Annotated in this window: 23 protein-coding genes; 21 read left to right on the top strand and 2 right to left on the bottom strand. The window is 61.9% G+C overall.

Annotation, left to right across the window (positions count from 1 at the left end):
• Positions 1-3: 3 nt before the first annotated feature.
• From accC to G4C92_RS04965, 9 genes are all read left to right on the top strand, one after another.
• Positions 4-1386 (top strand): acetyl-CoA carboxylase biotin carboxylase subunit, encoded by a 1383-nt coding sequence (gene accC, locus G4C92_RS05005; RefSeq protein ID WP_274941491.1) that lies wholly within the window; start codon positions 4-6, stop codon positions 1384-1386.
• Positions 1383-3209 carry an acetyl-CoA carboxylase carboxyl transferase subunit alpha gene (gene accA / locus G4C92_RS05000; protein WP_274941490.1) on the top strand — a complete coding sequence of 609 codons (1827 nt, stop codon included), beginning with the start codon at positions 1383-1385 and terminating at the stop codon, positions 3207-3209. Before accC ends, accA begins: the two co-directional genes overlap by 4 nt.
• On the top strand, positions 3206-4252 hold the full coding sequence (locus G4C92_RS04995; protein WP_274941489.1) for a beta-ketoacyl-ACP synthase III: 1047 nt from the start codon (positions 3206-3208) through the stop codon (positions 4250-4252). Before accA ends, G4C92_RS04995 begins: the two co-directional genes overlap by 4 nt.
• Positions 4253-4505: 253 nt before the next feature.
• A complete protein-coding gene (locus G4C92_RS04990) occupies positions 4506-5441 on the top strand; it encodes a nitronate monooxygenase (protein WP_274941488.1) in 936 nt (311 codons plus the stop codon).
• Positions 5442-5450: 9 nt separating this feature from the next.
• Entirely contained in the window at positions 5451-6377 is a 927-nt protein-coding gene (locus G4C92_RS04985; protein WP_274941487.1) for an ACP S-malonyltransferase, read from the top strand.
• Positions 6370-7122 carry a 3-oxoacyl-[acyl-carrier-protein] reductase gene (fabG, locus tag G4C92_RS04980; RefSeq protein ID WP_274941486.1) on the top strand — a complete coding sequence of 251 codons (753 nt, stop codon included), beginning with the start codon at positions 6370-6372 and terminating at the stop codon, positions 7120-7122. Before G4C92_RS04985 ends, fabG begins: the two co-directional genes overlap by 8 nt.
• A 19-nt stretch (positions 7123-7141) precedes the next feature.
• Positions 7142-8380 carry a beta-ketoacyl-ACP synthase II gene (fabF, locus tag G4C92_RS04975; RefSeq protein WP_274941485.1) on the top strand — a complete coding sequence of 413 codons (1239 nt, stop codon included), beginning with the start codon at positions 7142-7144 and terminating at the stop codon, positions 8378-8380.
• A 96-nt stretch (positions 8381-8476) separates the two neighbouring features.
• Positions 8477-8902, top strand: coding sequence for a 3-hydroxyacyl-ACP dehydratase FabZ (gene fabZ, locus G4C92_RS04970; protein WP_274941484.1), 426 nt, complete (start codon positions 8477-8479; stop codon positions 8900-8902).
• Between the two features lie 166 nt (positions 8903-9068).
• On the top strand, positions 9069-9539 hold the full coding sequence (locus tag G4C92_RS04965) for a MarR family winged helix-turn-helix transcriptional regulator (protein ID WP_274941483.1): 471 nt from the start codon (positions 9069-9071) through the stop codon (positions 9537-9539).
• Between the two features lie 15 nt (positions 9540-9554).
• On the opposite strand, the gene G4C92_RS04960 is transcribed toward G4C92_RS04965, so the two are convergent.
• Positions 9555-9899, bottom strand: a complete 345-nt coding sequence (locus tag G4C92_RS04960; RefSeq protein WP_274941482.1) for a BglII/BstYI family type II restriction endonuclease — start codon at positions 9897-9899, stop codon at positions 9555-9557.
• A gap of 44 nt (positions 9900-9943) precedes the next feature.
• On the opposite strand from G4C92_RS04960, the gene G4C92_RS04955 reads away from it, so the two are divergent.
• The 10 genes from G4C92_RS04955 (at position 9944) to secA (ending at position 21816) form a co-directional block, all read left to right on the top strand.
• On the top strand, positions 9944-10261 hold the full coding sequence (locus G4C92_RS04955; protein ID WP_274941481.1) for a hypothetical protein: 318 nt from the start codon (positions 9944-9946) through the stop codon (positions 10259-10261).
• Positions 10258-11796, top strand: coding sequence for a C40 family peptidase (locus tag G4C92_RS04950; protein ID WP_274941480.1), 1539 nt, complete (start codon positions 10258-10260; stop codon positions 11794-11796). Before G4C92_RS04955 ends, G4C92_RS04950 begins: the two co-directional genes overlap by 4 nt.
• A gap of 134 nt (positions 11797-11930) precedes the next feature.
• Positions 11931-13019 (top strand): polysaccharide deacetylase family protein, encoded by a 1089-nt coding sequence (locus G4C92_RS04945; RefSeq protein WP_274941479.1) that lies wholly within the window; start codon positions 11931-11933, stop codon positions 13017-13019.
• Positions 13020-13204: 185 nt separating this feature from the next.
• Positions 13205-15037: a translational GTPase TypA gene (typA, locus tag G4C92_RS04940; protein WP_274941478.1), complete on the top strand. Its 1833-nt coding sequence runs from the start codon at positions 13205-13207 to the stop codon at positions 15035-15037.
• A gap of 146 nt (positions 15038-15183) precedes the next feature.
• Entirely contained in the window at positions 15184-15669 is a 486-nt protein-coding gene (ybaK, locus tag G4C92_RS04935) for a Cys-tRNA(Pro) deacylase (protein ID WP_274941477.1), read from the top strand.
• Positions 15670-15784: 115 nt separating this feature from the next.
• Positions 15785-16672, top strand: a complete 888-nt coding sequence (dapA, locus tag G4C92_RS04930) for a 4-hydroxy-tetrahydrodipicolinate synthase (RefSeq protein ID WP_274941476.1) — start codon at positions 15785-15787, stop codon at positions 16670-16672.
• Entirely contained in the window at positions 16669-17442 is a 774-nt protein-coding gene (dapB, locus tag G4C92_RS04925; RefSeq protein ID WP_274941475.1) for a 4-hydroxy-tetrahydrodipicolinate reductase, read from the top strand. Before dapA ends, dapB begins: the two co-directional genes overlap by 4 nt.
• Before the next feature lie 39 nt (positions 17443-17481).
• The gene (gene hisA / locus G4C92_RS04920; RefSeq protein WP_274941474.1) at positions 17482-18267 is read left to right on the top strand and encodes a phosphoribosylformimino-5-aminoimidazole carboxamide ribotide isomerase; all 786 of its coding nucleotides are present in this window, start codon (positions 17482-17484) and stop codon (positions 18265-18267) included.
• A 192-nt stretch (positions 18268-18459) separates the two neighbouring features.
• Positions 18460-18987, top strand: coding sequence for a ribosome hibernation-promoting factor, HPF/YfiA family (gene hpf / locus G4C92_RS04915; RefSeq protein WP_274941473.1), 528 nt, complete (start codon positions 18460-18462; stop codon positions 18985-18987).
• A 219-nt stretch (positions 18988-19206) separates the two neighbouring features.
• A complete protein-coding gene (gene secA, locus G4C92_RS04910; protein ID WP_274941472.1) occupies positions 19207-21816 on the top strand; it encodes a preprotein translocase subunit SecA in 2610 nt (869 codons plus the stop codon).
• Positions 21817-21950: 134 nt separating this feature from the next.
• Here secA and G4C92_RS04905 read toward each other — a convergent pair whose 3' ends face one another.
• Positions 21951-22859 carry a S1 RNA-binding domain-containing protein gene (locus G4C92_RS04905; RefSeq protein ID WP_274941471.1) on the bottom strand — a complete coding sequence of 303 codons (909 nt, stop codon included), beginning with the start codon at positions 22857-22859 and terminating at the stop codon, positions 21951-21953.
• A gap of 298 nt (positions 22860-23157) precedes the next feature.
• Here G4C92_RS04905 and G4C92_RS04900 point away from each other — a divergent pair, with 298 nt between their 5' ends.
• Positions 23158-24297, top strand: coding sequence for a 5-bromo-4-chloroindolyl phosphate hydrolysis family protein (locus G4C92_RS04900; protein WP_274941470.1), 1140 nt, complete (start codon positions 23158-23160; stop codon positions 24295-24297).
• A gap of 51 nt (positions 24298-24348) precedes the next feature.
• On the top strand, positions 24349-25668 hold the full coding sequence (locus tag G4C92_RS04895; protein WP_274941469.1) for a toxic anion resistance protein: 1320 nt from the start codon (positions 24349-24351) through the stop codon (positions 25666-25668).
• Positions 25669-25689 lie beyond the last annotated feature (21 nt).

Genomic DNA, 25689 nt, shown 5'->3' with positions numbered 1-25689 from the left:
GCGATGTTCAGAAGAATTTTGATTGCGAACCGGGGAGAGATTGCGATGCGGATCCTCCGGTGCTGTCAGGAGATGGGAATTGAAACCGTGGCAGCCTATTCCGAGGAGGATGCCGATACGCTTCCGGTGCAGTTCGCCACGGAGTCGGTCTGCATCGGCCCGGCGCCGGCGGCGAAGAGCTATCTTGATCAGAACGTACTCCTCGCCGCGGCGAAGGCTTATCACTGCGAAGCAATCCATCCGGGCTACGGCTTTCTGTCGGAAAACGCGGATTTCGCCGGGCAGTGCGAGAAGAACGGCATCGTCTTCATCGGCCCGTCCTCCGGAATGATCCGCAGCATGGGCGACAAGCAGCGCGCCAGAGAGCTGATGAAGAAGCACGGCGTGCCGGTCGTGCCAGGATCCGACGGCATCCTGAAGGATTGGCGCGAGGCCGCGGAGACGGCCACCCGGGTGGGATATCCCGTCATCGTGAAGGCATCCGCCGGCGGCGGGGGCCGGGGCATGCGGATTGCCTGTGACGCGTCGGAGATACGGAATGCATTTGAAAGCGCGCAGGCGGAGGCCGCTGCCGCGTTCGGGAACGGGGATCTCTATCTGGAGAAACTGATTCCCCATCCCCACCACATCGAGGTGCAGATCCTGGCGGATGCGCATGGCCATATCATTCATCTGGGAGAACGGGACTGCTCCATGCAGAGGCGAAACCAGAAGCTGCTGGAGGAGAGTCCGGCGAGGGTGCTCAGCGCGAAGCAGCGCGAGGGCATCCTCCGGGCGGCGCTGCGCGCGGCGAAGGCGTGCCGCTATGTGAGCGCCGGCACGGTGGAGTTCGTGCTGGACCGGGAGGGACGGTACTACTTCATCGAGATGAATACCCGTATTCAGGTCGAGCATCCGGTGACGGAGATGGTCACCGGAGTGGATCTGATCCGGGAGCAGATCCGGATCGCGGCCGGTCTGGAACTCGGGTTTAAGCAGAGCGACGTGCATTTCAGCGGTCACGCCATCGAGTGCCGCATCAACGCGGAGAATCCGGCTCAGGATTTCCGTCCCTGTCCCGGAACCGTTTCCTTTCTCCATTTTCCGGCGGGCTGCGGCGTCCGGGTGGAGAGCGCGCTGTATCCGGGAAGCCGGGTCAGTCCCTACTACGATTCGATGATCGCCAAGATCATCGTGCATGCGCCGGGGCGGCTTGAGGCGATCCGGAAGATGCGCGTGGCGCTCGAGGAGATGACCGTGAAGGGGATCGATACGAACATTGAGTTTCAGTATCTGATCCTGCACAACACGGATTTTCTGGTGGGAAACGTGGATACCGGTTTCCTTGAGAAGAACACGGACGCCATCGTCCGCTGGGGAGAAGAGAGCCGGAGGGGAAGATCTTGAAGAATCAGTTTTCCGACAAACGGAAGGAGCTCCTTTCCTACCGGTCGCTCCGAATGAAAAAAGGCGGTCCGCACCGGACGGACGAACGGCTCGCCTCTTTATTCGATGAAGGGAGCTTCGAGGAATATTTCGCGGAGCTGGAGACGGCGGACCCGCTGGCGTTTCCGGGCTACCGGCAGAAGCTGCAGGAGAACCGGCTCCGCACCGGGTCAAAGGACGCGGTGACGGCGGGGAGAGGGCTTGTGAACGGGATTCCGGTCTTCGGCGCGGAGCTGGGAAAAGCGTTCCTGATGGGCAGCATGGGGACTGTCGCGGGCGAGAAGCTGGCGCTCTCCTTTGAGGAGGCGGACCGGCAGCAGCTCCCGCTGGTGATTTTTTCCGCCAGCGGCGGCGCCCGGATGCAGGAAGGCATGTTCTCGCTTCTTCAGATGGCGAAGACGGGCGCCGCGGCCAGACGGTTTTCCGAGCACGGAGGATTCTATATCTCCGTGCTTACGCACCCGACGACCGGCGGCGTCAGCGCCAGCTACGCCAGCCTCGGGGACGTGGTGCTCGCCGAGCCGGGAGCGCTGATCGGCTTCGCCGGTCCGCGGGTGATCGAGCAGACCATCGGGGAGAAGCTGCCCGCTGGCTTCCAGAGAGCGGAATTTCAGCTTGAGCACGGCTTCGTGGACCGGATTGTCCGGCAGGATGACATGAAGTATGAGATCACCCGGCTGCTGCGGCTCCACGGCTTCGGACGGACGGAGGATGTGGCACAGGCGACGGTCATACCGGGCGGCGGCCGCATCGGGAACGCGGCGCCGGAAGCGCCGGAACTCGTCCTGTCCGCCGGCAGCCACTCCGGAAACACGGTGCCGGAATCCGTCCTGTCTGCCGGCGGCCGCCCCGGAAACCCGGCGGAGGACGCATCCGGTGAAATGCTTCCGGAAGACGAAAGCGGCGGGTCAGAGGCCGGTGAGGCGCGGAAAGATGCGGGCGTACCCGGCTCATCCGCACCGGAAGCGGCGGAGCGGGTCCGGATCGCCCGGGACAGGGAGCGGCCCCACATCGAGGAGTTCATCGGCGCGCTGTTCGAGGATTTCACCGCGCTCTGCGGCGACCGGCTGGGCGGAGAGGACGCCGCGATACTGGGCGGCATCGGTTTTTTGGACGGCCTTCCGGTCACCGTCATCGGTCACCGCAAGGGCCGGGACCTCAAGGAAAACCTCGCCTGCCGCTTCGGGATGCCGGAGCCGTCAGGCTACCGCAAGGCACTCCGCCTCATGCGGCAGGCCGAAAAGTTCGGTCGGCCTGTGATCACGTTCATCGATACGCCCGGTGCCTGCCCGGACCGGGAGGCCGAGGAGAACGGGCAGAGCACGGCGATCGCCGAAAATCTGGCGGCGATGAGCATGCTCAGGACGCCGATCCTCACCATCGTCACCGGCGAAGGAAGCAGCGGCGGCGCGCTGGCGATCGGGATGGGCGACCGCATCTGGATGCTGGAGAACGCGGTGTACTCCGTGCTCTCGCCGGAAGGCTTCGCCAGCATCCTGTGGAAGGACGCTTCAAGAAGCGGAGAAGCCTGTGAGGTGATGAAGCTCACCGCGGCGGATCTCCGGAGGGCCGGTCTTGCGGACCGGGTCTTTCCGGAGCCGGCGGGCGGTCTCGGGCGGGATCCGGAGGCGATCCGCCGCCTTCTGAAGACGGCGGTCCGCGATGAGCTCGCGGAGCTGAGACGCGTGCCCGCGGATCGGCTGGTGGCGGAGCGGTACGAAAAGTACCGGCATTTCGAAGGAAACGCATGCCCGAAGGACCGGGCGGAGGGAGAGAAGGGATGAGCGGCATACGGATCATCGGCATGGGCCACGCGCTGCCGGAACGGAGGGTGGCCAACGGCGAGCTGACGGCGTATATGGACACCTCCGATGAGTGGATCCGAACCCGCACGGGGATCCGGGAACGGAGAATCTGCGGACCGGGCGAGTCCCAGAGCCGTCTGGCTGTCAGCGCCGCGAAAGAGGCGCTGGAGCGAAGCGGAGCGGATCCGGATGAGATCGGTCTTGTGATCGCGGCCACCAGCAGCCCGGACTATCTTCTTCCTTCCACCGCGTGTCTCGTGATGCAGGAGCTGGGGATTCCCTCCGGGATTCCGGCCTTCGATCTCAACGCGGCCTGCACCGGTTTCATCTACGCGCTGCAGACGGCGGATGCATTCCTTTCCTACAGGGACATGCATCCGGAGAGCCGGGCGGACGGGGAGAGGCCGCTTGCGCTGCTGATCGGAGCCGAGCAGTATTCGGACATGCTGGACTTTTCGGACCGGGAGACGTCGATCCTCTTCGGAGACGGCGCGGCGGCGGCTGTGGTGCGGCGGGAGGCGGGGATCCACTTCTTCTCTCATACGGCGGCGGAGGGAAACCGGGAAGCGCTGTCGGCGCGCTGCCTCGGCCGGAACCAGCTGACTGCAGCCGGGGAGGGCGGCCCCGTCTGGGCCCACCCGGATGAGGACGGGAAGGAAGCACTCCTCGAAGAGGCGTATCTTCATATGAACGGCCGTCAGGTCTTCCGCTTCGCCACAGGCGTTCTCGCCGGCGAGATCCGCCGGATGGAGCGCGTGAGCGGAGTCCGCGCGGAGGATACGGACGGGATCGTCTGCCATCAGGCGAACCGGCGGATCATCGACCATGTGAGGAGACAGATGCATCTCGGGGAGGAGCTCTTCCCGATGAACCTGGATGTCTGCGGGAACACATCAGCCGCCAGCATCCCGCTGCTGCTGTACGAGCTGATCCGTGGCGGAAAAATCCGGGCGGGCTCGCGTATCTTCTGCGTAGGCTTCGGCGCCGGCCTCACCTGGGGCAGCGCGTATCTGGAATTCTGAGGGTCAGCCGGACGGGAAGGCAGACACGGGCAAAGAGCGAGGCGGCGTCCGGCAGAAGGAAGAAACTGTCAGGCGGACTGCGGCCGGAGGGAATCGTGAGTCACCGCCATTTCACTGGAAAAACGGGCAGGCGGACGGCGACCGGGGAGAACCGGGAGACGCCGCCATTTCAACAAAAAAGACGGGGGAATGCAGGCCGCGGCCGAGTGCTTCCGGCGGCGCATTCCGGCCGTCCGACAGAGGGAGGAAATCGATGAAACGACTGAATGAACTGCTTGGTATCCGATACCCGCTGATTCAGGGAGGGATGGCCAATATCGCGGTGGGATCCTTCGCCGCGGCCTGCTCCAACGCGGGCGGACTGGGGCTGATCGGCACAGGCGGCATGGACGCCGCCCGGCTCGAGGAGAACATCCGGATCTGCAGGTCCATGACGGACAAACCCTTCGGCGTCAACCTGATGCTGATGAATCCGGAGACGGAGCAGATGGCGGAGATCGTGGCACGGGAAAAAATCCCCGTGGTGACCACCGGCGCCGGCAATCCCGGCCGGTACATCGGTATGTGGAAGGCGGCGGGGATCCGCGTTTTCCCGGTATCCGCGAGCTGTGCGCTGGCCGTGCGCCTCATACGGGACGGCGCGGACGGCATCATCGCCGAGGGAACGGAGAGCGGCGGCCACGTCGGGGAGATGACGACGATGACGCTGGTGCCTCAGATGATCGATCGTCTCGGCCCGGATGTGCCGGTGATCGCGGCCGGCGGCATCGCCGACGGCCGTCAGCTGGCGGCCGCCTATGCGCTGGGCGCCTGCGGAGCGCAGATCGGCACCGCGCTTCTTGTGAGCGCCGAGTGCCCGGTTCATCCCAACTACAAGGCGGCGCTTCTCAAGGCGAAGGACAACAGCACAGTGGTGACCGGACGCTCGGTCAACGCGCCGGTCCGGATCATCCGGAACCGGATGTCGCGCCAGTACATCAAAAGCGAGCGGGCCGGCGCTTCTCTGGAGGAGCTGGAGCATTACACGCTCGGATCGCTCCGCAGGGCGGTGTTCGACGGGGACGTGGAGGAAGGCTCTCTGATGGCCGGCCAGGTCTGCGGACAGCTGCATGAGATCCGTCCGGTGGAGGACATCTTCAGGTCAATGGCGGAAGAGGCCGAAGCCGTGATCCGCGGGCTGAAGGCATAAGGAGGACAAATGAAGACAGCATTTCTGTTTGCCGGACAGGGCAGCCAGCGCGTCGGGATGGGGCGTGACTTCTATGACGCGGAGCCATCCTTCCGCCGGGCGGTGGACCGGGCGGACGCAGAGGTGGATTTTGATCTGCGGACGCTGATGTTCGAGGGACCGGAGGAAGAACTGAACCGCACGGAGTACACGCAGCCGGTGATGGCCGCCTTCGCGCTGGGGATGATGGCGCTGCTTGAGGAGAGGGGCGTGCGGCCGGACTGCGCGGCCGGGCTGTCGCTGGGTGAGTACAGCGCGCTCTGCGCGGCGGGCGTCTTCACGCCGCAGGATCTGATGCGCATTACCCGCTATCGGGGATCGGTGATGGCCGATGCGGCCGGAGACGTGGAGACGAAGATGTGCGCGGTGCTCGGCCTTCCCTCCGCCGCGGTCGAGGAGGTATGCCGGAGGGCGGCGGAGGCCACGGGCGAGATGGTGGAGGTGTCCAACTACAACGCCGCCGGCCAGACCGTGATCTCGGGACTGGCCGGGGCGGTCGGCGCGGCGGAGAAGCTCGCGAAGGAGGCCGGAGCGCGGCGCTGCATGGAGCTCCGGGTCAGCTCGGCCTTCCATACGTCGCTGATGAAGCCGGCGTCCCTCGCGCTGCACCGGTATTTCCCGCGCGTGACCTTCGGAACGATGCGGTTTCCTGTGTATTTCAACGTGCTGGGCGGACCGGCGGAGAAGACCGGACCGGCGGAGATCGCGACGCTTCTTGAGAGGCAGGTGATGTCCGGCGTGCGGATGGAGCAGACGCTGCTTGAGATGAAGCGTCAGGGCGTGGAACGGTTCATTGAGATCGGTCCGGGGCGGGTGCTGGCCGGCTTTGTCCGGAGAACGCTGCCCGGCGCGGAAGCGGTATCGGTGGACACTCTGGAGGATATGCAGTATGTGTGAGAAGCGATGCGCAGGTCAGACCGCGCTGGTGACCGGCGGAAGCGGCGGCATCGGGCGGGCGATTTGTCTGGAACTGGCGAAGGAAGGCGCGGATGTCATCATCCACTACGGCCGCGGCGAGGCGGCGGCGCGGGAGACGGAGCGTCTCTGCCGCGAGGAGGGCGTGCGGACGCTCTGCCTCGGCGCCGATCTCTCGAACCCGGCGGAAGCGGATCGGATGTTCGCCGAGGCGGCCGCCCTTACCGGCCGTCTGGATATTCTGGTGAACAACGCGGGCATCACGAAGGACCAGCTCCTTCTGATGATGAAGCCGGAGGATTTTGACCGGGTTCTGAAGACGAATCTGTACGGCACGTTCTACTGCATGAAGAAGGCGGCCCGTCTGATGGTACGGCAGCGGTACGGGCGGATCATCAGCATGTCCAGCGTGGTCGGCGTGCACGGGAATCCGGGGCAGGCCAGCTACGCGGCCAGCAAGGCCGGCATCATCGGGCTGACGAAGACGCTGGCGAAGGAGCTGGCGGGGAAGAACGTCACGGTCAACGCCGTGGCGCCGGGCATGATCGAGACCGCGATGACCGAAGTGCTTTCGGAAGCCGTGCGTGAGGCGATGATGAGACAGATTCCGGCGGGCCGGGAGGGCCGTCCGGAGGAGGTGGCCCGGGCGGTGGCCTTCCTCGCGGAGCCGGGGGCGTCCTATATAACGGGTCAGGTGCTGGGCGTGGACGGCGGTATGGGCATCTGACGGGAGAGGAGTCGGAGAAATGAAAAGAAGAGTGGTGATCACCGGACTCGGTATCGTCTCGCCGATCGGAAACGACCGGGATGAGGTCTGGGACAGCGTGACCGCGGGCCGGTGCGGCATCGGACCGATTACCCGCTATGATCCGGCGGAGCAGAAGGTGAAGCTGGCGGGCGAGGTGAAGAATCTCGACCTCGAGCGGTACGTCGAGAGGCGGGAGAGCCGGCGGATGGACCGCTACGCGCAGTTCGCGATGGCGGCGGCCGTGCAGGCGATGGAGGATTCGGGCCTTGAGAAGCTGGATGAACCGCATACGCGGTGGGGCGTCCTGATGTCCAGCGGCATCGGCGGCATCTCCAGCGTCGAGGAGAACAAGGTGAGAGGCATGGAGAAGGGATACGACCGGGTCAATCCGTTCTTCATCCCGATGACGATCTCCAATATGGCGGCGGGGCAGATCGCGATCCGCTACGGGCTGCGGGGGATGTGCGCCTGTGTGGTCACAGCCTGCGCCAGCGCCGGCAACGCCATCGGCGACGCGTTCCGTCATATCCGTGACGGATACGGCGACGTGATGGTGGCGGGCGGCGCGGAGGCTGCGATCACGCCGCTCTGCATCGGAGGCTTCACCTCCATGAAGGCGCTGACGGACACGGCGGACCCGGACCGGGCGTCGATCCCCTTCGACGCAGACCGCAGCGGCTTCGTGATGGGGGAGGGCGCGGGAGCGCTGATCCTCGAGGAGTACGGCCACGCGCGGCGGCGCGGCGCCCGGATCTACGCCGAGCTGGCCGGATACGGGACGAACTGCGACGCCTACCACATCACGGCGCCGCGTCCGGACGGCAGCGGCGCCCGGGAGTGCATGCGCATGGCGCTTGAGGACGCGGGCATCACCACGGCGGATGTGGACTACATCAACGCCCACGGCACCTCCACGAAGCTCAACGACGCCGGCGAGACGGCGGCGATCCGAAGCCTTTTCGGAGAGGAGGCGGACCGGCTGAAGGTCAGCTCCACGAAGTCGATGACCGGTCACCTGCTGGGAGCCAGCGCGGCCGTGGAGGCGGTGATCACGGCGCTGGCGGTGAACCAGGGCTTTGTACCGCCGACGGTCCACTATCAGAAGCCCGACCCGGAGTGCGACCTCGATGTGGTGCCCGGACAGGGCGCGGCGATGCCGATCCGATACGCGCTGTCCAATTCACTGGGCTTCGGCGGCCACAACGTCACACTGGCTTTCGGCGCATACCATGAATAAGACGGTGAGAGGTCCGGAAGATTCGCGGGGCGGAACGGCGCCGGAGGCCCGTAAGACGCGCGGCGCAAACGGACGGGCTTATCAAAGGAGGCAGACATGCAGCTGAACGCAGATGAAATCAAACAGATTCTTCCGCACCGGTATCCGTTTCTTCTGGTGGACCGGATCACGGAGGGCGAGCCGGGGCGCTACGCTGTCGGAAGAAAGTGCGTTTCTTCCAATGAAATGCAGTTCCTCGGCCATTTCCCGCAGCGGGCTGTGATGCCGGGGGTGCTGATTCTGGAGGCGCTGGCCCAGACCGGTGCGGTGGCCCTCCTTGCGGAGGAGGAGAACCGCGGGCGGATTGTGCTCTTCGGAGGCGTGAAGCAGGCAAGGTTCCGGCGGCCCGTGACGCCGGGAGACGTGCTGGAGTTGCGCTGTGAGATCACGGCAAGAAAGGGTCCCGTCGGATTCGGGAAGGCCGTAGCCCGGGTGGACGGCAGTACGGCGGCGGAGGCGGAGCTTTCGTTCGTGATCCAGTGATCCGCCCTGACCTTTCCGTCCGTACGCCGGCTGTTTCCGCCGCCCCGGACCCTCTGTCCGGCGGACTGTATTTTCCGCTATACTTTGACCGGAGGTGATGCTACAGTGGAAGCATCATGAAATCAGCCTGCGGCTGGAGAGGCAGGCGGAAGGGGTGTATCGGCCAATGACCACAGAGGAAGCATTCAAGAACGTGTATTCCAATTTCAAGCTGCATTTCTACCGTGAAATTTTCCGCAATTTCGACAACCGGGAGGCGACGCTGACGACCGTCGAGACGTTCTGCATGGAGGTGATCTACGCCATGAAGAACCCGACGGTCAACGAGTTTGCCAGCTTCATCCAGATTTCCTCCCCGAACGCCGCCTATAAGGTCAACAGCCTTGTCCGGAAAGGCTATCTGAAGAAAATTCAGTCCACGAGAGACAAGCGGGAATATTTCCTTCAGGTGACGCAGAAGTACCTCGACTATTACAACATCAGCATGTCCTATGTGGACCGGACGCTGGCGAAGGTCCGGGCCAGCATGACGGAGCAGGAGTGGCATGATTTCGATCATGTGCTCGGCATCATCGCCAGAGAGCAGATGAAAGACGTCCCGCAGTTCGGTGACTCGCATGAAGAGGAGACGGTCTGAACGGATACGAACCGTTCAGACTACATCAAAACAGTGTGCGTGAATTTGCTGTCCGAATTCTTCAGCACGAGTCACGATGACTCCGACATCAACCAGTCCGCAATCAATCAGGTCGCCCGAGATGCGTATTTCACGCCATCCGTAGGGATAAAGTACATCATCAAACTTCTTCGGAATGGGAGATTCATTTCCGCCTGATGTGCTTATATCGGCAATCGTCAATCGCAGCTGTTTCAGACAATCCTGCAGCTCGCTCCACTCGTTCGGAAATGATTCATGAAGAATCTCAAGAGCATGGCCATAATTATGATACTCAAACTTGTCAAGTATCTCCGGGTCAATGTATCGTTCAAAGCCCATATGTATACCTTCCTTATTGTATTTTCATATTCTTAAGGGGACTGGTGACGATTCTGCTGAATATCGGCTGCTTTGAAACGATTCGCGCTATACACTGCAAGAATGTGCTGTCCAGTCGGGGCGTGCTATCTGTTTCAATATGGAATTTGTCAAACTTCTATTACATACATCATACCACGGTTTACTATCAAAAATACCCGGCTGTTGAATTTAATAAATCTGTAACAACTTTTAATAAAGAGTTGATTTCTCCTTTTTATTTTGTTATACTTGGGCCTGTTAGTAGCAGAGAAGGCTTCGGTCGGAGGCTTGCTGAAGACGAAACCGGGCATTGCCGCTTAATAGGAGAACCGCTGTTATGAAGAAAAGATTACTTTCCGTGTTACTTGCGTCCGTGCTTTCGATGACGACCGTCGCGCCGGTTCTGGCCGATGAGGAAGCAGATGTCCGGGCAGAGATCGACGCCGATCAGGCGGCTCTCAGCAACACGCAGGCGGCGCTGGACGCGCTGGCTGTGAAGCGGGAAGATATTCAGGCGCAGATCAGTGATATGAACGCGGACCTCGTAGACCTGATGCTTCAGATCGACGACACGCAGTCGGATATCGACACGACGCAGGGTAAGATCACGGATACGCAGACGAAGATCGACGAGACGAGCCGGCAGCTGTCCCAGGCGGAAGCGAAGCGGGATGAGCAGTATGAGGCGATGAAGAAACGGATTCAGTACATCTATGAGAACGGCGGAGACGTCGGACTCGCGATCACGGTGCTGGAATCCAACGATGTCACGCAGTTCTTCAACAAGACCGAGTACACCGAGCAGATCGCCAGTACGGACCGGGATCAGCTGAACAGCCTGAAGGAGACCGTTTCCCAGGTGCAGACACTGAAGGGTCAGCTGGAATCCCAGAAGTCCGATCTTGAGAACCAGAACAACGCGCTCAAGACCCAGAAGGCTTCCCTCGATCAGCAGAAGAGCAGCCTTGACAGCGAGATCGCCGCGAAACAGGCCAGCTCCGACGACTACGCGGCGCAGATCGCCGAGGCGCAGCAGCAGGCGGCGGCTCTCAATGAGGTCATCAACGAGGCCAACGAGCGCCTGAGCCAGATTCAGGCGGAGAAGCAGGCGGCGGCGGCCGCGGCGGCGGAAGCCGCGGCGAGAGCCGAGGCGGAGCGGATCGCCGAGCGGGAGAGAGCGGCGGCCGAGGCCGAGAAGGAAAAAGAGCAGGAGAACTCTGAGGAGGAGACGGAGGACCGTTCCTTCGGCGAAGAGGAGCAGGATATGTCCTACGAGGAGACCGAGAGCGGCGCGGAGCCGGTCGAGGAAGTGACGGAGGACGAGGAAGACAACACCGAAACCTATGACGAGGAAGAGACCTCGAACGAGGAGGAATCCTACGACGAGGAAGGGTCCTCTGATGACGAGGAGTCCTACGACGAGGAAGAATCCGCTGACGAGGAGGAGTCCTATGAGGAGGAGTCCTCGGATGACGAGGAAGATTCCTACGAGGAGGAAGGATCCGGATCGTCGTCCGGCGGCTCCGGAGCCGGCGGTTCCATCACCTCGATCGCGGATTCCTATGTGGGCGGCAAGTACGTCTACGGCGGCAGCTCCCTTTCGAGCGGCGTCGACTGCTCGCACTTCGTGTGGCTGGTGCTCCAGCAGGCGGGCGCGTACAGCGGCGGCTACATGACCTCCGGCGAGTGGGCGTACGCGGGCAGCCCGGTGAGCTCTCTCTCGGAAGCGCAGGCCGGCGACGTGATCGTTTACTCCGGCCATGTGGCGATTTACGACGGCAACGGAGGCATCATCGAGGCGCAGAGCTCCAAGGCCGGCATCACCCACAGCCGCAGCGCGGCTCACGGTTCGATCGTCGCGATCCGCCGGTTCTGACCGGAAATACCGCTGACGCGGAAGTATATTGTGAAAAACAGGATGTCGCTCAGAGACGGGCGGCATCCTTCTTTTTTACTTGCCTGTTAGGGGGCGGAACGTTATAGTTATAGCGTATACGGAGAAGTGAGCACATGACAAAGAATGAACTGATTCGGAGGAGAGAACGCCGGAAGCGGACAGAGCAAACGCTGAGGATCGCTGTTCCCACCGCGGCGGCCGCGCTGCTGATCTGCATCGCCGTACCTCTTCTCACCAGAAAGAAGATACAGGTCCCGCCGAAGGTCACGAAGACACAGGAGAACGTGGACACGGACACAGCGGAGGTGGCTGCCGCGGATGAGAAACTGGCGGGCAGTCCGGGGTGGAATGTCGGGGACAGCGGCTGGTGGTATCTGAACGATGACGGGACGACGTTCCGGAACGGCTGGAAGACCATCGACGGACAGCGGTACTATTTCAAGAGCGACGGCTATATGGCGACCGGCTGGGTCAACACAGGCAATGTCAAAGATCTGTACTTTGACGCCAGCGGCGTGGTGGATCCGTCCCGTGTCCAGAAGCTGGTCGCACTGACCTACGACGACGGTCCCTCGAAGCACACGGACGACGTGCTTGACGCGATGGAAAAGCACGGCGCGAAGTGCACGTTTTTTGTCGTGGGACAGCAGGCGGAGTACTGGAAGGACCAGCTGAAGCGGGAGGCGGATCTCGGGATGGAGATCGGCAGCCACACATATGACCACCAATGGCTGACGGACCTCGACGCGGACGGCATCACCGACGAGATGAACCACAACGATGAGGTGATCAGCGGCATCAGTGGCGTCACGCCGCCCGTGATGCGGCCGACCGGCGGACTGATGAACGCGACTGTCGTGGAGACGATCCAGAAGCCGATGATTCTCTGGGATGTGGATACGCTGGACTGGAAGACGAAGGACGACGATACGACCTACCAGACCATCATGGATCAGGTGAAGGACGGATCCATCGTGCTGATGCATGATCTGTACGCGCCCTCCGGCAATATCGCCGACAAGCTGATCTCGAGTCTGACTGATCAGGGCTACAAGTGCGTGACTGTTTCCGAGCTCGCGAAGGCTTACGGCTACGACCTTGAGCCGGGCAGCCAGTACTACGCGATGTACCCGGGCGGGTACAGTCTGAACATGACAAGGGAGCAGGCGCTGGCCAAATACGAATCCGGTGATGACGGCTGACCCGACGCTTCTTAATTGGAAATGCAGTCCGCTGCGGCCGGCGGGCTGCATTTTCCGAGCAGGAGCGGAAAACGGGGGGAAAGCGTTCGAAAATGCGCCGGATCGGGCCTTTCTTGCAAGGCGCGGGAAATCGTGCTATATTTTACGGTTGTTGCTAAGAGACAGAGAAGACGGGTAAGAGACGTATGAGTATCATCAAGAGAGAAGATATCAGAAACATTGCCATCATCGCGCATGTCGATCACGGCAAGACGACGCTGGTGGACGGAATGCTCCGTCAGAGCGGCGCGTTCCGGGAGAACCAGGAGGTGCAGGAGCGCGTCATGGACTCGGGCGACATCGAGCGGGAGCGCGGCATCACGATCCTTTCGAAAAACACCGCCATCACCTACAAGGGCGTGAAGATTAATATCATCGATACGCCGGGGCATGCGGACTTCGGCGGCGAGGTCGAGCGTGTGCTGAAGATGGTCAACGGCGTCATCCTGCTGGTGGACGCGTTCGAGGGGACGATGCCCCAGACGAAATTCGTGCTGAAGAAGGCGCTGGATCTCGATCTTCCCGTCATCGTCTGCATCAACAAGATCGACCGCCCGGAGGCGAGACCGGAGGAGGTCGTGGACGAGACGCTGGAGCTGATGATGGATCTGGACGCCTCGGATGAGCAGCTCGAGTGCCCGTTCCTCTACGCGTCGGCGCGTGACGGCTACTGCGTCCGCGACCTGAACGACGAGCACAAGGACCTGAAGCCGCTGTTCGACACGATCCTTGACTATATCCCGGCGCCGGAGGGCGACCCGGAGAAGGGCACGCAGGTGCTGATCTCCACCATCGACTACAACGAATATGTCGGCCGGATCGGCATCGGCAAGGTGGACAACGGATCCATCGCCGTCGGACAGGAGATTATGCGGGTCAACTTCCACAACCCGGATATCCACGAGAAGACAAGAATCACGAAGCTCTACGAGTTCGACGGACTGAAGAAGGTCGACGTGCAGCGGGCGGACGTAGGCGCGATCGTCGCGATCTCGGGTATCGGCGATCTTCAGATCGGCGACACGATCTGCACGCCGGGAGACGACGAACCGATCCCGTTCCAGAAGATCTCCGAGCCGACCATCGCGATGAACTTCATCGTCAACGACAGCCCGCTTGCCGGCCGGGAGGGCAAGTACTGCACCTCGCGTCAGATCCGGGACCGTCTGATGCGCGAGCTCAACACGGACGTCTCGCTCCGGGTGGCTGACACCGAGAGCACCGACACCTTCCATGTCTCGGGCCGCGGCGAGCTGCATCTGTCGGTTCTGATTGAGCGGATGCGCCGAGAGGGATATGAATTTGCCGTCTCCAAGGCGGAGGTGATCTACAAGGAGGACGAGAAGGGACATAAACTGGAGCCCTATGAGATCGCCTATGTGGACGTCCCGCAGGAGTTCGCCGGCACGGTGATCAGCATGCTCGCCGAGCGCAAGGGCGAGCTGCAGGGGATGAGCTCGCTGGCCGACGGCACGCAGCGGCTGGAGTTTTCGATTCCTTCCCGCGGCCTGATCGGCTTCCACGGACCGTTCCTCACGGCGACGAAGGGAACGGGCGTGCTCAACACCACCTTCGATGAGTACGGCCCCTTCAAGGGTGAGTTCAGCTACCGGAAGAACGGTTCTCTGATCGCCTTCGAGCCGGGTGTGGCGGTGACCTACGGCCTCTTCGCGGCGCAGGAGCGCGGCTCGCTGTTCATCACGCCGGGGACGGAGGTCTACGCCGGGATGGTCGTCGGGGAGAGCGCGAAGCCGGAGGACATCGAGATCAACGTCTGCAAGACGAAGCATCTCACGAATACGCGGAGCTCGAGCGCGGATGAGGCGCTGACGCTGACGCCGCCGCGGATCCTCTCGCTGGAGCAGGCGCTGGACTTCATCGACACCGACGAGCTGCTTGAGGTGACGCCGAAGAACCTCCGCATCCGCAAGAAAATACTTGATTCGAGAATGAGGAAGCGCGCGGGATTCCGAAACTGAGAAACCCGCCGGATGCGCTTCCGTGCGATGGAGCCTGCCTGCGAAAGGGCAGGCTCTTTTACGGCATGAAAGATACGCGGATCCGTCCGGAAAGCGGAGACAGACTTGTCCGCCGGATGCGCGGCGGCTGAGTGAAGGGAGACAGTATGGCCAGAAAGGAAAAGGAAATCAAGACCAACGCGATGCGAATGCTGGATCGGATGAAGATTCCCTACGAGGTTCTTCAGTACGAGGTGCCGGACTTCGAGGACGGCTCTCAGGTGGCGGATCTCGAGGGCGTCTCCCACGAGGAGTCCTTCAAGACACTGGTGATGCAGGGGAAGAGCGGGGAACACTATGTCTTCGTTCTGCCCATCGACAGGGAGGTGGATCTGAAGGCGGCCGCCCGGGCCGTCGGCGAGAAATCGGTGGAGATGATCCATGTGAAGGATCTGACGCCGCTCACGGGATATGTGCGGGGCGGATGCAGCCCGATCGGCATGAAGAAGGCGTTCCCGACGGTCATCGCGGAGGAGGCGGAGGGCTTTGAAAAAATCTACGTCTCCGGAGGAAGGATCGGTTCCACGCTGCATCTGAAGACGGCGGATCTCGCCCGGGCAGCCGGCGCCCGCTTCGCCGCGTTCACGGTCTGAGTACCGGTCAGGCTCCCGGCCGGATCCGGGCGCAGACCGGTGCGGTTGACACGCGATGAAAGCCGATGCTATAGTGAATGGACAAAAAGCGGGGTTGCACCGCGAGGAGGTTGAAATGGCAATTTTCAAAGGCGCGGGCGTCGCGATCGTGACGCCGATGAAGGAAGACGGCAGTATCGACTACGATGTGTACGGCCGCCTGATCGACTGGCAGATCGAGAACGGCACGGACGCGATCGTCGCGGTAGGAACCTCCGGCGAGGCGCCGACCCTCGACGACGACGAGCATATCGAGGCCATCCGCTTCGCGGCGGAGCGGACGGCTCACCGTGTGCCGGTCATCGCCGGCACCGGGTCGAACAACACGGCCCATGCCGTGATGATGTCGAAACGGGCCGAGGAGGCGGGCGCGGACGGTCTGCTTCTCGTGACGCCTTATTACAACAAGGCTACGCAGAACGGCCTGATCGCCCACTACACGACGATTGCGGAGAGCACGTCTCTTCCCTGCATCCTGTATAACGTGCCGTCCCGCACGGGCTGCAACGTGCTTCCGGAGACAGCTGCCTTTCTCGGAAAGAACGTGAAGCAGATCGTTGCCGTGAAGGAGGCTTCGGGCAATATCAGCCAGATCGCCAGAGTGGCGGAGCTGGCGGAAGGCGCGCTGGATATCTATTCCGGGAACGACGATCAGATCGTGCCGATCTGCGCGCTGGGCGGCATCGGCGTGATCTCGGTGCTGAGCAACGTGGCGCCGCGAAAAACCCACGAGATCGTCGCGGCCTGCCTTGAAGGGGATTATCCGAAGGCGGCCGGCCTTCAGATCGAGGCGCTCCCGCTGATCCGCGCGCTGTTCTCCGAGGTTAACCCGATTCCGGTGAAGGCCGCGCTCCGGATGATGGGCTGGGAGGTCGGAAAGCCGAGACTGCCTCTCACCGAGATGGAGCCGGCGCATCAGGAACTGCTCAGGAAAGCGATGAAGGGATACGGGTGCATTCAATGATCAGTGTGATTCTTCATGGCGCCTGCGGCCATATGGGGCACGCGGTGGCGGCGCTCTGCGCGCAGGAGCCGGATATGACAATCGTGGCGGGTGTTGACGCGAGAGGCGGAGAGGGAGAAACGTTCCCCGTTTACCGGTCGCTCTCAGAGTGTACGGAGGAGGCGGACGTCATCATCGACTTCTCCACGGCCGGGGCGGTCGACGAGCTGATCGCCTACGGCGCGGAGCGGATGATCCCCATCGTACTCTGCACGACCGGGCTTACGGACGTGCAGGTACAGAACGTGAAGGAAGCGTCGGAGCAGGTGGCGATCCTGCGGTCCGGCAATATGTCGCTCGGCATCAATCTGCTGATGAGACTTCTGAAGCAGGCGGCGGAGACGCTCTGCCCGAACGGCTTCGATCCGGAGATCGTCGAGATGCATCACAACCGGAAGCTGGACGCGCCGAGCGGCACCGCGCTGATGCTGGCCGACAGCATTAACGCGGCGATGCAGGGGCAGTATTCATACACGTTTGACCGTCACGAGCGGCGCGCGAAGCGCGATCCGAAGGAGATCGGCATCAGCTCGCTGCGCGGCGGCACCGTCGTCGGCGTGCACGACGTGCTGTTTGCGGGGCAGGACGAGGTCATCGAGTTCCGTCATACGGCTTATTCCCGCGCGGTCTTCGCGAAGGGCGCCGTGGCGGCGGCCCGTTTTCTGGCCGGCCGCGCGCCCGGGCTCTACGACATGAGCGACGTCATCGGCGCGCCCCGTACGGAGGAATGACGGGATGACAGACGGAAAACGGGAGGATGTTCAGGAGCGATGAGATTTCGGCCATGCATCGACATTCATAACGGAAAGGTCAAGCAGATCATCGGGAGCACGCTCCGGGACTTCGGAGATCAGGCGGAAGAGAACTACGTATCCGAGCATGACGCGGACTGGTATGCGTCGCTGTTCCGCCGGGACGGGCTCCGCGGCGGACATGTGATCCTTCTCAATGCGCCGGACTCGCCCTACTATGAGGCAACCAGGCAGCAGGCACTCCGTGCGCTGGCGGCTTATCCGGGCGCGCTGCAGGCCGGAGGCGGCGTCACCGCGGAGAACGCGGCCGGCTGGCTTGAGGCGGGCGCCAGCCATGTGATCGTGACGTCCTATGTCTTCCACAACGGAGAGATTTCCTTTGATCACCTCCGTGCGCTGGAGAAGGCGGTGGGGCGCGACCGGCTCGTGCTGGATCTTTCCTGCGCGCGCAAGCCCGGCGCGGACGGCTACTACATCATGACGGACCGCTGGCAGACCTTCACCGACACGCCTCTGGACGCGTCGCTGTTCGAGACGCTGAGCGAGCACTGCAGCGAGTTTCTCGTGCACGCGATCAGCCACGAGGGCGTCGGCGGCGGTATCGACGAGGAGCTGCTGAGTCTGCTGGTGGACAGCTGCGACAAGACTGTGACCTACGCCGGCGGCGTGCGGACGATGGAGGACCTGGAGGAGCTTTACGCGATCGGTGACGGACGGATCGATTTCACTGTCGGATCCGGCCTCGATATCTACGGCGGAAAGCTGCCGTACCGCGACGTGGTCGCGTTCGCGGAGGGGCGCTGAGCCCGGTGGCGGGGGCGGCCTGCCGGTTCATCGTAATTAAGAGAAGGAAGAAGGAGCTCCGGAGCGTTCCGGGGCTCTTTTTCTGCTTGTCATCTTTACAGTCCGTGCCGTTTCGACTATAATGAATTTACCAAAAACAGCAGGCACCATCGCGATATTTTTGGACAATAAAACGAAGAAGAGGTGACTGGTATGAAGTTTGTAATCAGCGGCAAGAACATTGAGATCACCGAACGGCTCCGCAGACAGGTTGAAGAGAAGCTCGGGAAGCTGGAACGCTATTTTACGCCGGATACCCAGGTGAACGTCACACTCTCGGTGGAGAAGGACAGGCAGAAGATCGAGGTCACGATCCCGATGAAGGGAACGATCATCCGTTCCGAGCAGGTCAGCAGCGATATGTATATGTCCATCGATCTGGTGGAGGAGGTCATCGAACGTCAGCTCAGACGCTACAAGACGAAGCTGGTCGACCGTCATCAGGCGGGAGGAAGTCTGCAGAAGGCGTTCCTTGATCAGGATGACGGGGAGGACGAGGAGATCCGGATTCTTCGTACCAAGAAGTTTGATATCAAGCCGCTTTATCCGGAGGACGCCTGCGTGCAGATGGAGCTGCTCGGGCACTCGTTCTTTGTCTTCGTGAATGCGGAAACGGGGGCGACGAATGTGGTTTACAAGAGAAAGGACGGCGCCTACGGCCTGATTGAGCCGGAAGCGTAACAGAAGACCGCGCGGGCGGCGCGGGAGACGGCGGGGCCGGATCCGTAAGGGGTCCGGCCTTGTCTTGTGTTCTGCCATGGGGTATAATAGCAAAATGGCGTACGGAGCGGGAACGGCCGCTCTTGCGGGCGGCCCGCACTCCGCGCAGCCGGCATCCTTTATCCCGGCCGGATCCGGCCGGATGGATTCACACAGAAGAACAGATGGAGAACAGCATACATGAGTGTATTTTCGAAGATTTTCGGCACGCACAGCGAGCATGAGCTGAAGCGGATTCTGCCCCTCGTCGACAAGATCGAGGCGCTGCGTCCGCAGATGGTCGAGCTGACGGACGAGCAGCTCCGCGGCAAGACACAGGAGTTCAAGGACCGGCTCGCGAAGGGCGAGACGCTGGATGATCTGCTTGTCGAAGCCTTTGCCGTGAACCGTGAGGCTGCCCGCCGCGTGCTGGGCATGGAGCATTTCCGGGTGCAGCTGATGGGCGGCATTATCCTTCATCAGGGACGGATCGCCGAGATGCGGACCGGTGAAGGCAAGACGCTGGTCTGTACGCTGCCCGCGTACCTGAATGCGCTGGAGGGCAAGGGTGTCGATGTCGTCACGGTCAACGATTATCTGGCGAACCGCGATGCCAACTGGATGGGCGCGGTGCACCGCTTTCTGGGACTCACAGTGGGCTGCGTGCTGCAGGACATGAAACCGGAGGAGCGGCGCGAGCAGTACAACTGCGACATCACCTACATCACAAACAACGAGCTGGGCTTTGATTACCTCCGCGACAATATGGTGCTCTATAAGGAGCAGCTGGTACAGCGGGAGCTGCACTACTGCATCATCGACGAGGTGGACTCGGTGCTCATCGACGAGGCGCGGACGCCGCTGATCATCTCCGGTCAGAGCGGGAAGTCCACGAAGATCTATGAGGTCTGCGATGTGCTCGCCAAACAGCTGGAGCGGGGCGAGGCGTCCGGCGAGATGACCAAGATGGCCGCCATCATGGGCGAGGAGATCACCGAGACGGGCGATTTCATCGTCAACGAGAAGGACAAGCTGGTCACGCTGACCGAGCAGGGCGTCCATAAGGTGGAGCAGTATTTTCATATCGACAACCTGTCCGACGCGGAGAACCTCGAGATCCAGCACGGCGTCGATCTCGCGCTCCGGGCGAACTATCTGATGCACAGGGATCAGGATTATGTCGTGAAGGACGATCAGATCCTGATCGTCGACGATTTCACGGGCCGTATCATGCCCGGCCGCCGCTATTCCGACGGGCTTCACCAGGCCATTGAGGCCAAGGAACACGTCAAGGTCAAGCAGGAATCAAAGACGCTGGCGACCATCACCTTCCAGAATTTCTTCAACAAATTCGCGAAGAAGTGCGGTATGACCGGTACGGCCGCGACGGAGGAGCAGGAGTTCCGCGATATTTACGGCATGGATGTGGTCACGATCCCGACCAACAAGCCGGTGCAGCGGATCGACTACAACGATGCGGTGTTCAAGACCAAGAAGGAGAAGTACCACGCGGTTGTGGAGGCAGTGAAGGAGGCGCATGCGAAGGGACAGCCGGTGCTGGTCGGCACGATCACGATCGATGTCTCCGAGCATGTGTCGAAGCTGCTGAAGCGGGAGGGAATTCCCCATAACGTGCTGAACGCGAAGTATCACGAGCTGGAGGCGGAGATCGTCGCGCAGGCCGGTCAGCACGGCGCGGTCACGATCGCGACGAATATGGCGGGCCGCGGCACCGATATCAAGCTGGATGACGAGGCGAGAGCCGCGGGCGGCCTGAAGATCATCGGCACCGAGCGGCATGAATCACGGCGAATCGACAATCAGCTCCGCGGCCGGTCCGGACGGCAGGGCGATCCGGGTGAGTCCCGCTTCTACATCTCCCTCGAGGACGACCTGATGAGGCTCTTCGGATCGGAGCGTCTGATCAAGACGTTTGAGGCGCTGGGCGTGCCGGAAGGCGAGCAGATCGAGCACAAGATGCTCTCCTCCGCCATCGAGAAGGCGCAGGAGAAGATCGAGGGCAATAACTTCGGAATCCGCAAGAACCTGCTCGAATACGACCAGGTCAACAACGACCAGCGTGAGATTATCTACGAGCAGCGGCGCAAGGTGCTGGACGGCGAGAATATGCGCGACCAGATCTTCGGGATGACGGACGCCGTGATCTCGCGGTTCGTCGATACGACCATCGGCGAGGATCAGGATCCTTCCGAGTTTGACCTCACATCCCTCAATCAGCTGCTGCTTCCGGTGATCCCGGTGAAGCCGCTGACGGAGGAATCGGTCAGCGGAATGAACCGCGACAAGCTGAAGCAGCTGATCAAGGAGGAGGCCGCCTCCCTCTACGAGGAGAAGGAAGCGGAGTTTGAGAATGCATTCCCGGGCGAGGAACGGATCCGCGAGCTGGAGCGCGTCGTGCTGCTTCGCGTCATCGACGCGCGGTGGATGAACCATATCGACGATATGGAGCAGCTTCGTCAGGGCATCGGGCTGATGGCCTTTGCCCAGCATGATCCGAAGGTCGAGTACCGGATGTACGGCTTCCAGATGTTCGAGGAGATGACGCACCAGATTCAGGAGGAGACGGTCCGCGTCCTCTTCCATGTCCGGCTTCAGGAGAAGGTGGAGCGCGAGCCCGCCGCCAAGGTCACCGGAACGAACAAGGACGACGACGCCGGCGTGAAAAAGCCGGTGACCCGCAAGCACAGGAAGATTTATCCGAATGATCCATGCCCGTGCGGAAGCGGAAAGAAGTACAAGAACTGCCATGGCCGTCCGGGACAGCCTCCGCTGCCGGGCTACGACGACTGAACGGGGCGGAAACGGAACAGAATACAATCAGAATACAAAAGAAGGGCGCCCGCCGGATGTGATCCGGCGGGCGCCCTTCTTTCCTCCGGTTCCGGGAACGGCGGAGCGCCGTTCCCGGACGGCCGGGACTGTTCTCACAGATGAATGTTCTTCAGCAGGGAGCCCAGACTGGTGGTCAGCGCTTCTTCCTTCGGAAGTTCGACGCGCTCCTCCTCAACCGGCTCGGCGGCCGCTTCGTCCAGTGCCTTCATGGAAAGGGAGATCTTGCCGTCCTTCACGCCGGTGACCTTCACCTTGACCTTCTGGCCGACCTCAAGCGCTTCCTTCGGATGATTCAGGCGCTTTGCGGAAGAGATCTGGGAGATATGGACAAGACCGTCCACCCCGTCGCCCAGCGAGACGAACGCGCCGTAGGGCTGCAGGGACTGTACGGTTCCCTCGGTCACAAGGCCCGGATGGATGTTGGAGATCCGCTCCGCCTTCTCCGCCTCTCTGCGCTCGCGGAGCACCTCACGGGAGGAGAGAACCAGACGCTTCTTCTCCGGGTCCACCGTGATGATCCGGACCGGAACGGTCTTTCCCTTGAAGGTGTTCAGATCCTCCACATAGCTGAGCGCGAGATGGGAAGCCGGGATGAACGCGCGGATGCCGTCCAGATACGCCACGACGCCGCCCTTGACCGCATCGGCGACCTTGACGTCGGTGACGGTTCCGTCCTCCATCATTTTCTGGAACCGATCCCATGCCTGCTGCTCGACCGCCTCACGGCGGGACAGGAGGATATTGCCGTTGCCGTCCTCCGCCCGGAGCACGACCGCGCTCACCTCGTCGCCCACATGGACATCGTTCTTCAGTGAAAATCCCGGATCCGCGGAATAATCCAGTGCGCGGATGATGCCGGACGCGTAGGTGCCGAGGTCAACGGTCACCTCCGAATCCGACACGCCGGCGACGACGCCGGTGACGAGCTCCCCCTCGTGGAGCTTCCTTGTCTGCTGATCAATCTCAGCATCGTGCATGGCCATGGTTTCTACTTCTGCCATAACTGATCTACTCCTCCCTGCTATACGAGTTAAATAATAAAAAGTCTTCCTGCTTCTGCGGACGTCAGACGTGCAGATACAGAAGGCCTGCTTATGGAGAGTGTACCATATTTTTCGCGTGTCGGACGGAATTTTTGAAAAATGGCGGCAATTCGGAAGACAGCCGGAGCGGCCCTCCGCAATTCGACAGAGTGGCTAGTGAATTGCCGGCGCGAATGTGATATAGTATCGATATATATGTGCTTCTTTTGGTGCAGCATGAGACCGGAAAACGGTCTGCCACACACGGAGAGACGACGTGATACAGGATGAGATGAAGCGGGCCGCGCAGCAGGCAGCCGACGCGGTGGATGAAGCCATGAGCACGAAGGACTTTTCCGGACTGAGCGCGACGATCGGAGGGATCATCCGTCACGCGGCCCTGTCCGCGCTGGACCCGGACGGGTCCCGGAGCGGCGGTCAGGAGACAAAGCCGGCCGTGCCGCCCCAGACCGCGCATCCGGAGCGGTTCTTCGCCGCGCCGGACGGCGCCGAGGGGAAAAAGATCCTTGGTATAGTGGGGGCGGCGCTGGCCGTGATCTTCGGTCTGATGACGCTGGGGTTCGGGCTGCTCGCTGCGCATGTCACCTCGCTGATGATGCCGCTTGCCGCCTGCTTCGGCGCGGCGGCGGCGCTGGGCGCTCTGCTGGCCGTCCGGGGATTCCGCGCCGGAAAGAAGGCGGAACGGTTCCGGATCTACCGGGAGATGCTGCTGCCCCGGCTGTACGCGGGCGTAAAGGATCTCGCCCGGGCCGCAGGCCGGACGGAAGCGCAGGCTGTGGAGGACCTCGAGGGCTTCTGCCGCGAGGGAAAGATCCGTCAGGGGCATTTTGATGCGGCGAAGAGCTGCTTTATCGCTTCGGACGAGCTTTATCTCCAGTATCAGGCGGCCGCGGCGCGGGACAGGGAAAGAAAGGAAGCGGAAGAGGCGGCCAGAAAGAAGGAGGAGCAGATCGCGCCGGAGGTCCGCGACATTCTGACGAAGGGCGAGGCTTACATCGAAACGATCCGCCGGGCCAACGACGAGATCGGCGATCCGGCGATCTCGGACAAGCTGGACCGGATGGAGGAAACCGTGCGCCGGATTTTCAGCGAGGTGAAAAGCCGTCCGTCTCTGGCGTCCCGGCTCGGCATGTTTATGAATTATTATCTTCCCACCACGGCGAAGCTGGTCAGCGCCTATGCGGAGATGGACCGGCAGGGGGCGGACGGCGAGACGGTCCGCCGGTCAAAGAAGGAGATCGCCGATTCGCTCGACTCCATCAACGACGCCTTCGGGAAGCTGCTTGACGGCTTCTTCCGCGATCAGGCGATGGATGTGAGCGCGGATATTCAGGTGATGAAGATGATGATGAAGCAGGAGGGGCTCACGAAGGACGACCTTGGCGCCCGGGCATGAGGGTGGACCTGAGGAAAAGAACAAAAGCCGATCAAGGCGGAAAGGATGCGTATGGAAGCAGAGAAGAGGACAGAAACGGCGGCAGCGGGAACGGATGCGCTGATGACCGGAACCGACAGCCTGTCTCCGGATCCGATCGAGCGGACCGGGCATTTTTCCGAGACTGAGAAGGCGCAGATCCGCAGCTTCGCGGAGACGATCCGGATCAGCGACACGCAGACGGTGATCAGCTACGGCAGCGGCGTGCAGAAGAAGATGGCTGACTTCTCCGACTCGATCCTGAACAGCGTGAAGACGCAGGATCTGGGGGAAACCGGAGCGCTGCTGACGGGTGTGATCACGGATCTGAAATCCTTCAGCCCGGAGACGAAGCCGGAAAAGAGCGGCTTCTTCGGCCTTTTCAGGAAGCCGGCGAAGAAGATGGAGGAGCTGATGACCGGCTACGAGACGGCATCGGCCAATGTGGACAAGGTGGCCGACATGCTGAAGACGCATCAGGTCCGCCTTCTGAAGGACGTGGCGATGCTGGACCGGATGTACGACCAGAACCTCGAGTATTACCGGAACCTCTCGATGTATATCGCGGCGGGCCGCGTGAAGATCGAGGAGGCCCGGAACACGACGCTTCCCGCTCTCGCCCAGAAGGCAAAGGAATCGGGGCTCACCGAGGACGCCGAGGCGGCCCGGGATTTCGAGAACCAGATCGTCCGGTTCGAGAAGAAGATTCACGATCTGGAGCTCACGAGAACGGTCGCGATGCAGACCGCCCCGCAGATCCGGATGATCCAGAACAATGACTCGGTTATGGTGGAAAAGATCCAGTCCACCGTTGTCAACACGATTCCGCTCTGGAAGAACCAGATGGTGCTGGCGCTCGGCCTTGAAAATTCCGGCCGCGCCGCCCAGGCGGAGAGCGAGGTCACGGATATGACCAATCAGCTTCTTCTGAAGAACGCGGAGAAGCTGAAGAGCACCACCGTCGCTGCAGCGAAGGCTTCCGAGCGGGGAATCGTCGATATGGAGACGCTGAAGGCGACGAACGAGTCGCTGATCCAGACGCTGGATGAGGTGACCCGGATTCAGACGGAGGGAAGGGAGAAACGTCTTCAGGCCGAGAAGGACCTTGCCGCTCTGGAGACGCAGCTCAGGAAGAAGCTTCTCGAGATGCGCCCCGCGCCGCAGGACGGGAGCGGGAAGGCGGCGGCCGGAGCTGAAGGTCCGGAAGTCCGGGAGCCGTCCGGTTCGCCCGCGTGGTCAGAATCCGCGGAGGAGGCGCCGTCCGACCGGAAAGAGAAGACGGAGGCCGGGGAAGAGCCCGGTTCGCTCCGTGACCCGGCCGGCGAAGCCGCAAAGGCTCCGTGGGAGGAATAAATCGAGAACTGCATTTCTTAC

Origin of the sequence: Chordicoccus furentiruminis, assembly GCF_019355395.1 — a bacterium.
Lineage (GTDB): Bacteria > Bacillota > Clostridia > Lachnospirales > Lachnospiraceae > Chordicoccus > Chordicoccus furentiruminis.
Note: the sequence above shows the minus strand (reverse complement) of the source record. Positions and strands in the feature narration are given on the sequence as shown.

Bases quoted from the DNA above. Each gene is read 5' to 3' on its own strand.
- accC (WP_274941491.1), top strand. From the start codon at position 4: ATGTTCAGAAGAATTTTGATTGCGAACCGGGGAGAGATTGCGATGCGG.
- G4C92_RS04995 (WP_274941489.1), top strand. From the start codon at position 3,206: ATGAGCGGCATACGGATCATCGGCATGGGCCACGCGCTGCCGGAACGG.
- G4C92_RS04990 (WP_274941488.1), top strand. From the start codon at position 4,506: ATGAAACGACTGAATGAACTGCTTGGTATCCGATACCCGCTGATTCAG.
- G4C92_RS04985 (WP_274941487.1), top strand. From the start codon at position 5,451: ATGAAGACAGCATTTCTGTTTGCCGGACAGGGCAGCCAGCGCGTCGGG.
- fabG (WP_274941486.1), top strand. From the start codon at position 6,370: ATGTGTGAGAAGCGATGCGCAGGTCAGACCGCGCTGGTGACCGGCGGA.
- fabF (WP_274941485.1), top strand. From the start codon at position 7,142: ATGAAAAGAAGAGTGGTGATCACCGGACTCGGTATCGTCTCGCCGATC.
- fabZ (WP_274941484.1), top strand. From the start codon at position 8,477: ATGCAGCTGAACGCAGATGAAATCAAACAGATTCTTCCGCACCGGTAT.
- G4C92_RS04965 (WP_274941483.1), top strand. From the start codon at position 9,069: ATGACCACAGAGGAAGCATTCAAGAACGTGTATTCCAATTTCAAGCTG.
- G4C92_RS04960 (WP_274941482.1), bottom strand. From the start codon at position 9,899: ATGGGCTTTGAACGATACATTGACCCGGAGATACTTGACAAGTTTGAG.
- G4C92_RS04950 (WP_274941480.1), top strand. From the start codon at position 10,258: ATGAAGAAAAGATTACTTTCCGTGTTACTTGCGTCCGTGCTTTCGATG.
- G4C92_RS04945 (WP_274941479.1), top strand. From the start codon at position 11,931: ATGACAAAGAATGAACTGATTCGGAGGAGAGAACGCCGGAAGCGGACA.
- typA (WP_274941478.1), top strand. From the start codon at position 13,205: ATGAGTATCATCAAGAGAGAAGATATCAGAAACATTGCCATCATCGCG.
- ybaK (WP_274941477.1), top strand. From the start codon at position 15,184: ATGGCCAGAAAGGAAAAGGAAATCAAGACCAACGCGATGCGAATGCTG.
- dapA (WP_274941476.1), top strand. From the start codon at position 15,785: ATGGCAATTTTCAAAGGCGCGGGCGTCGCGATCGTGACGCCGATGAAG.
- dapB (WP_274941475.1), top strand. From the start codon at position 16,669: ATGATCAGTGTGATTCTTCATGGCGCCTGCGGCCATATGGGGCACGCG.
- hisA (WP_274941474.1), top strand. From the start codon at position 17,482: ATGAGATTTCGGCCATGCATCGACATTCATAACGGAAAGGTCAAGCAG.
- hpf (WP_274941473.1), top strand. From the start codon at position 18,460: ATGAAGTTTGTAATCAGCGGCAAGAACATTGAGATCACCGAACGGCTC.
- secA (WP_274941472.1), top strand. From the start codon at position 19,207: ATGAGTGTATTTTCGAAGATTTTCGGCACGCACAGCGAGCATGAGCTG.
- G4C92_RS04905 (WP_274941471.1), bottom strand. From the start codon at position 22,859: ATGGCAGAAGTAGAAACCATGGCCATGCACGATGCTGAGATTGATCAG.
- G4C92_RS04895 (WP_274941469.1), top strand. From the start codon at position 24,349: ATGGAAGCAGAGAAGAGGACAGAAACGGCGGCAGCGGGAACGGATGCG.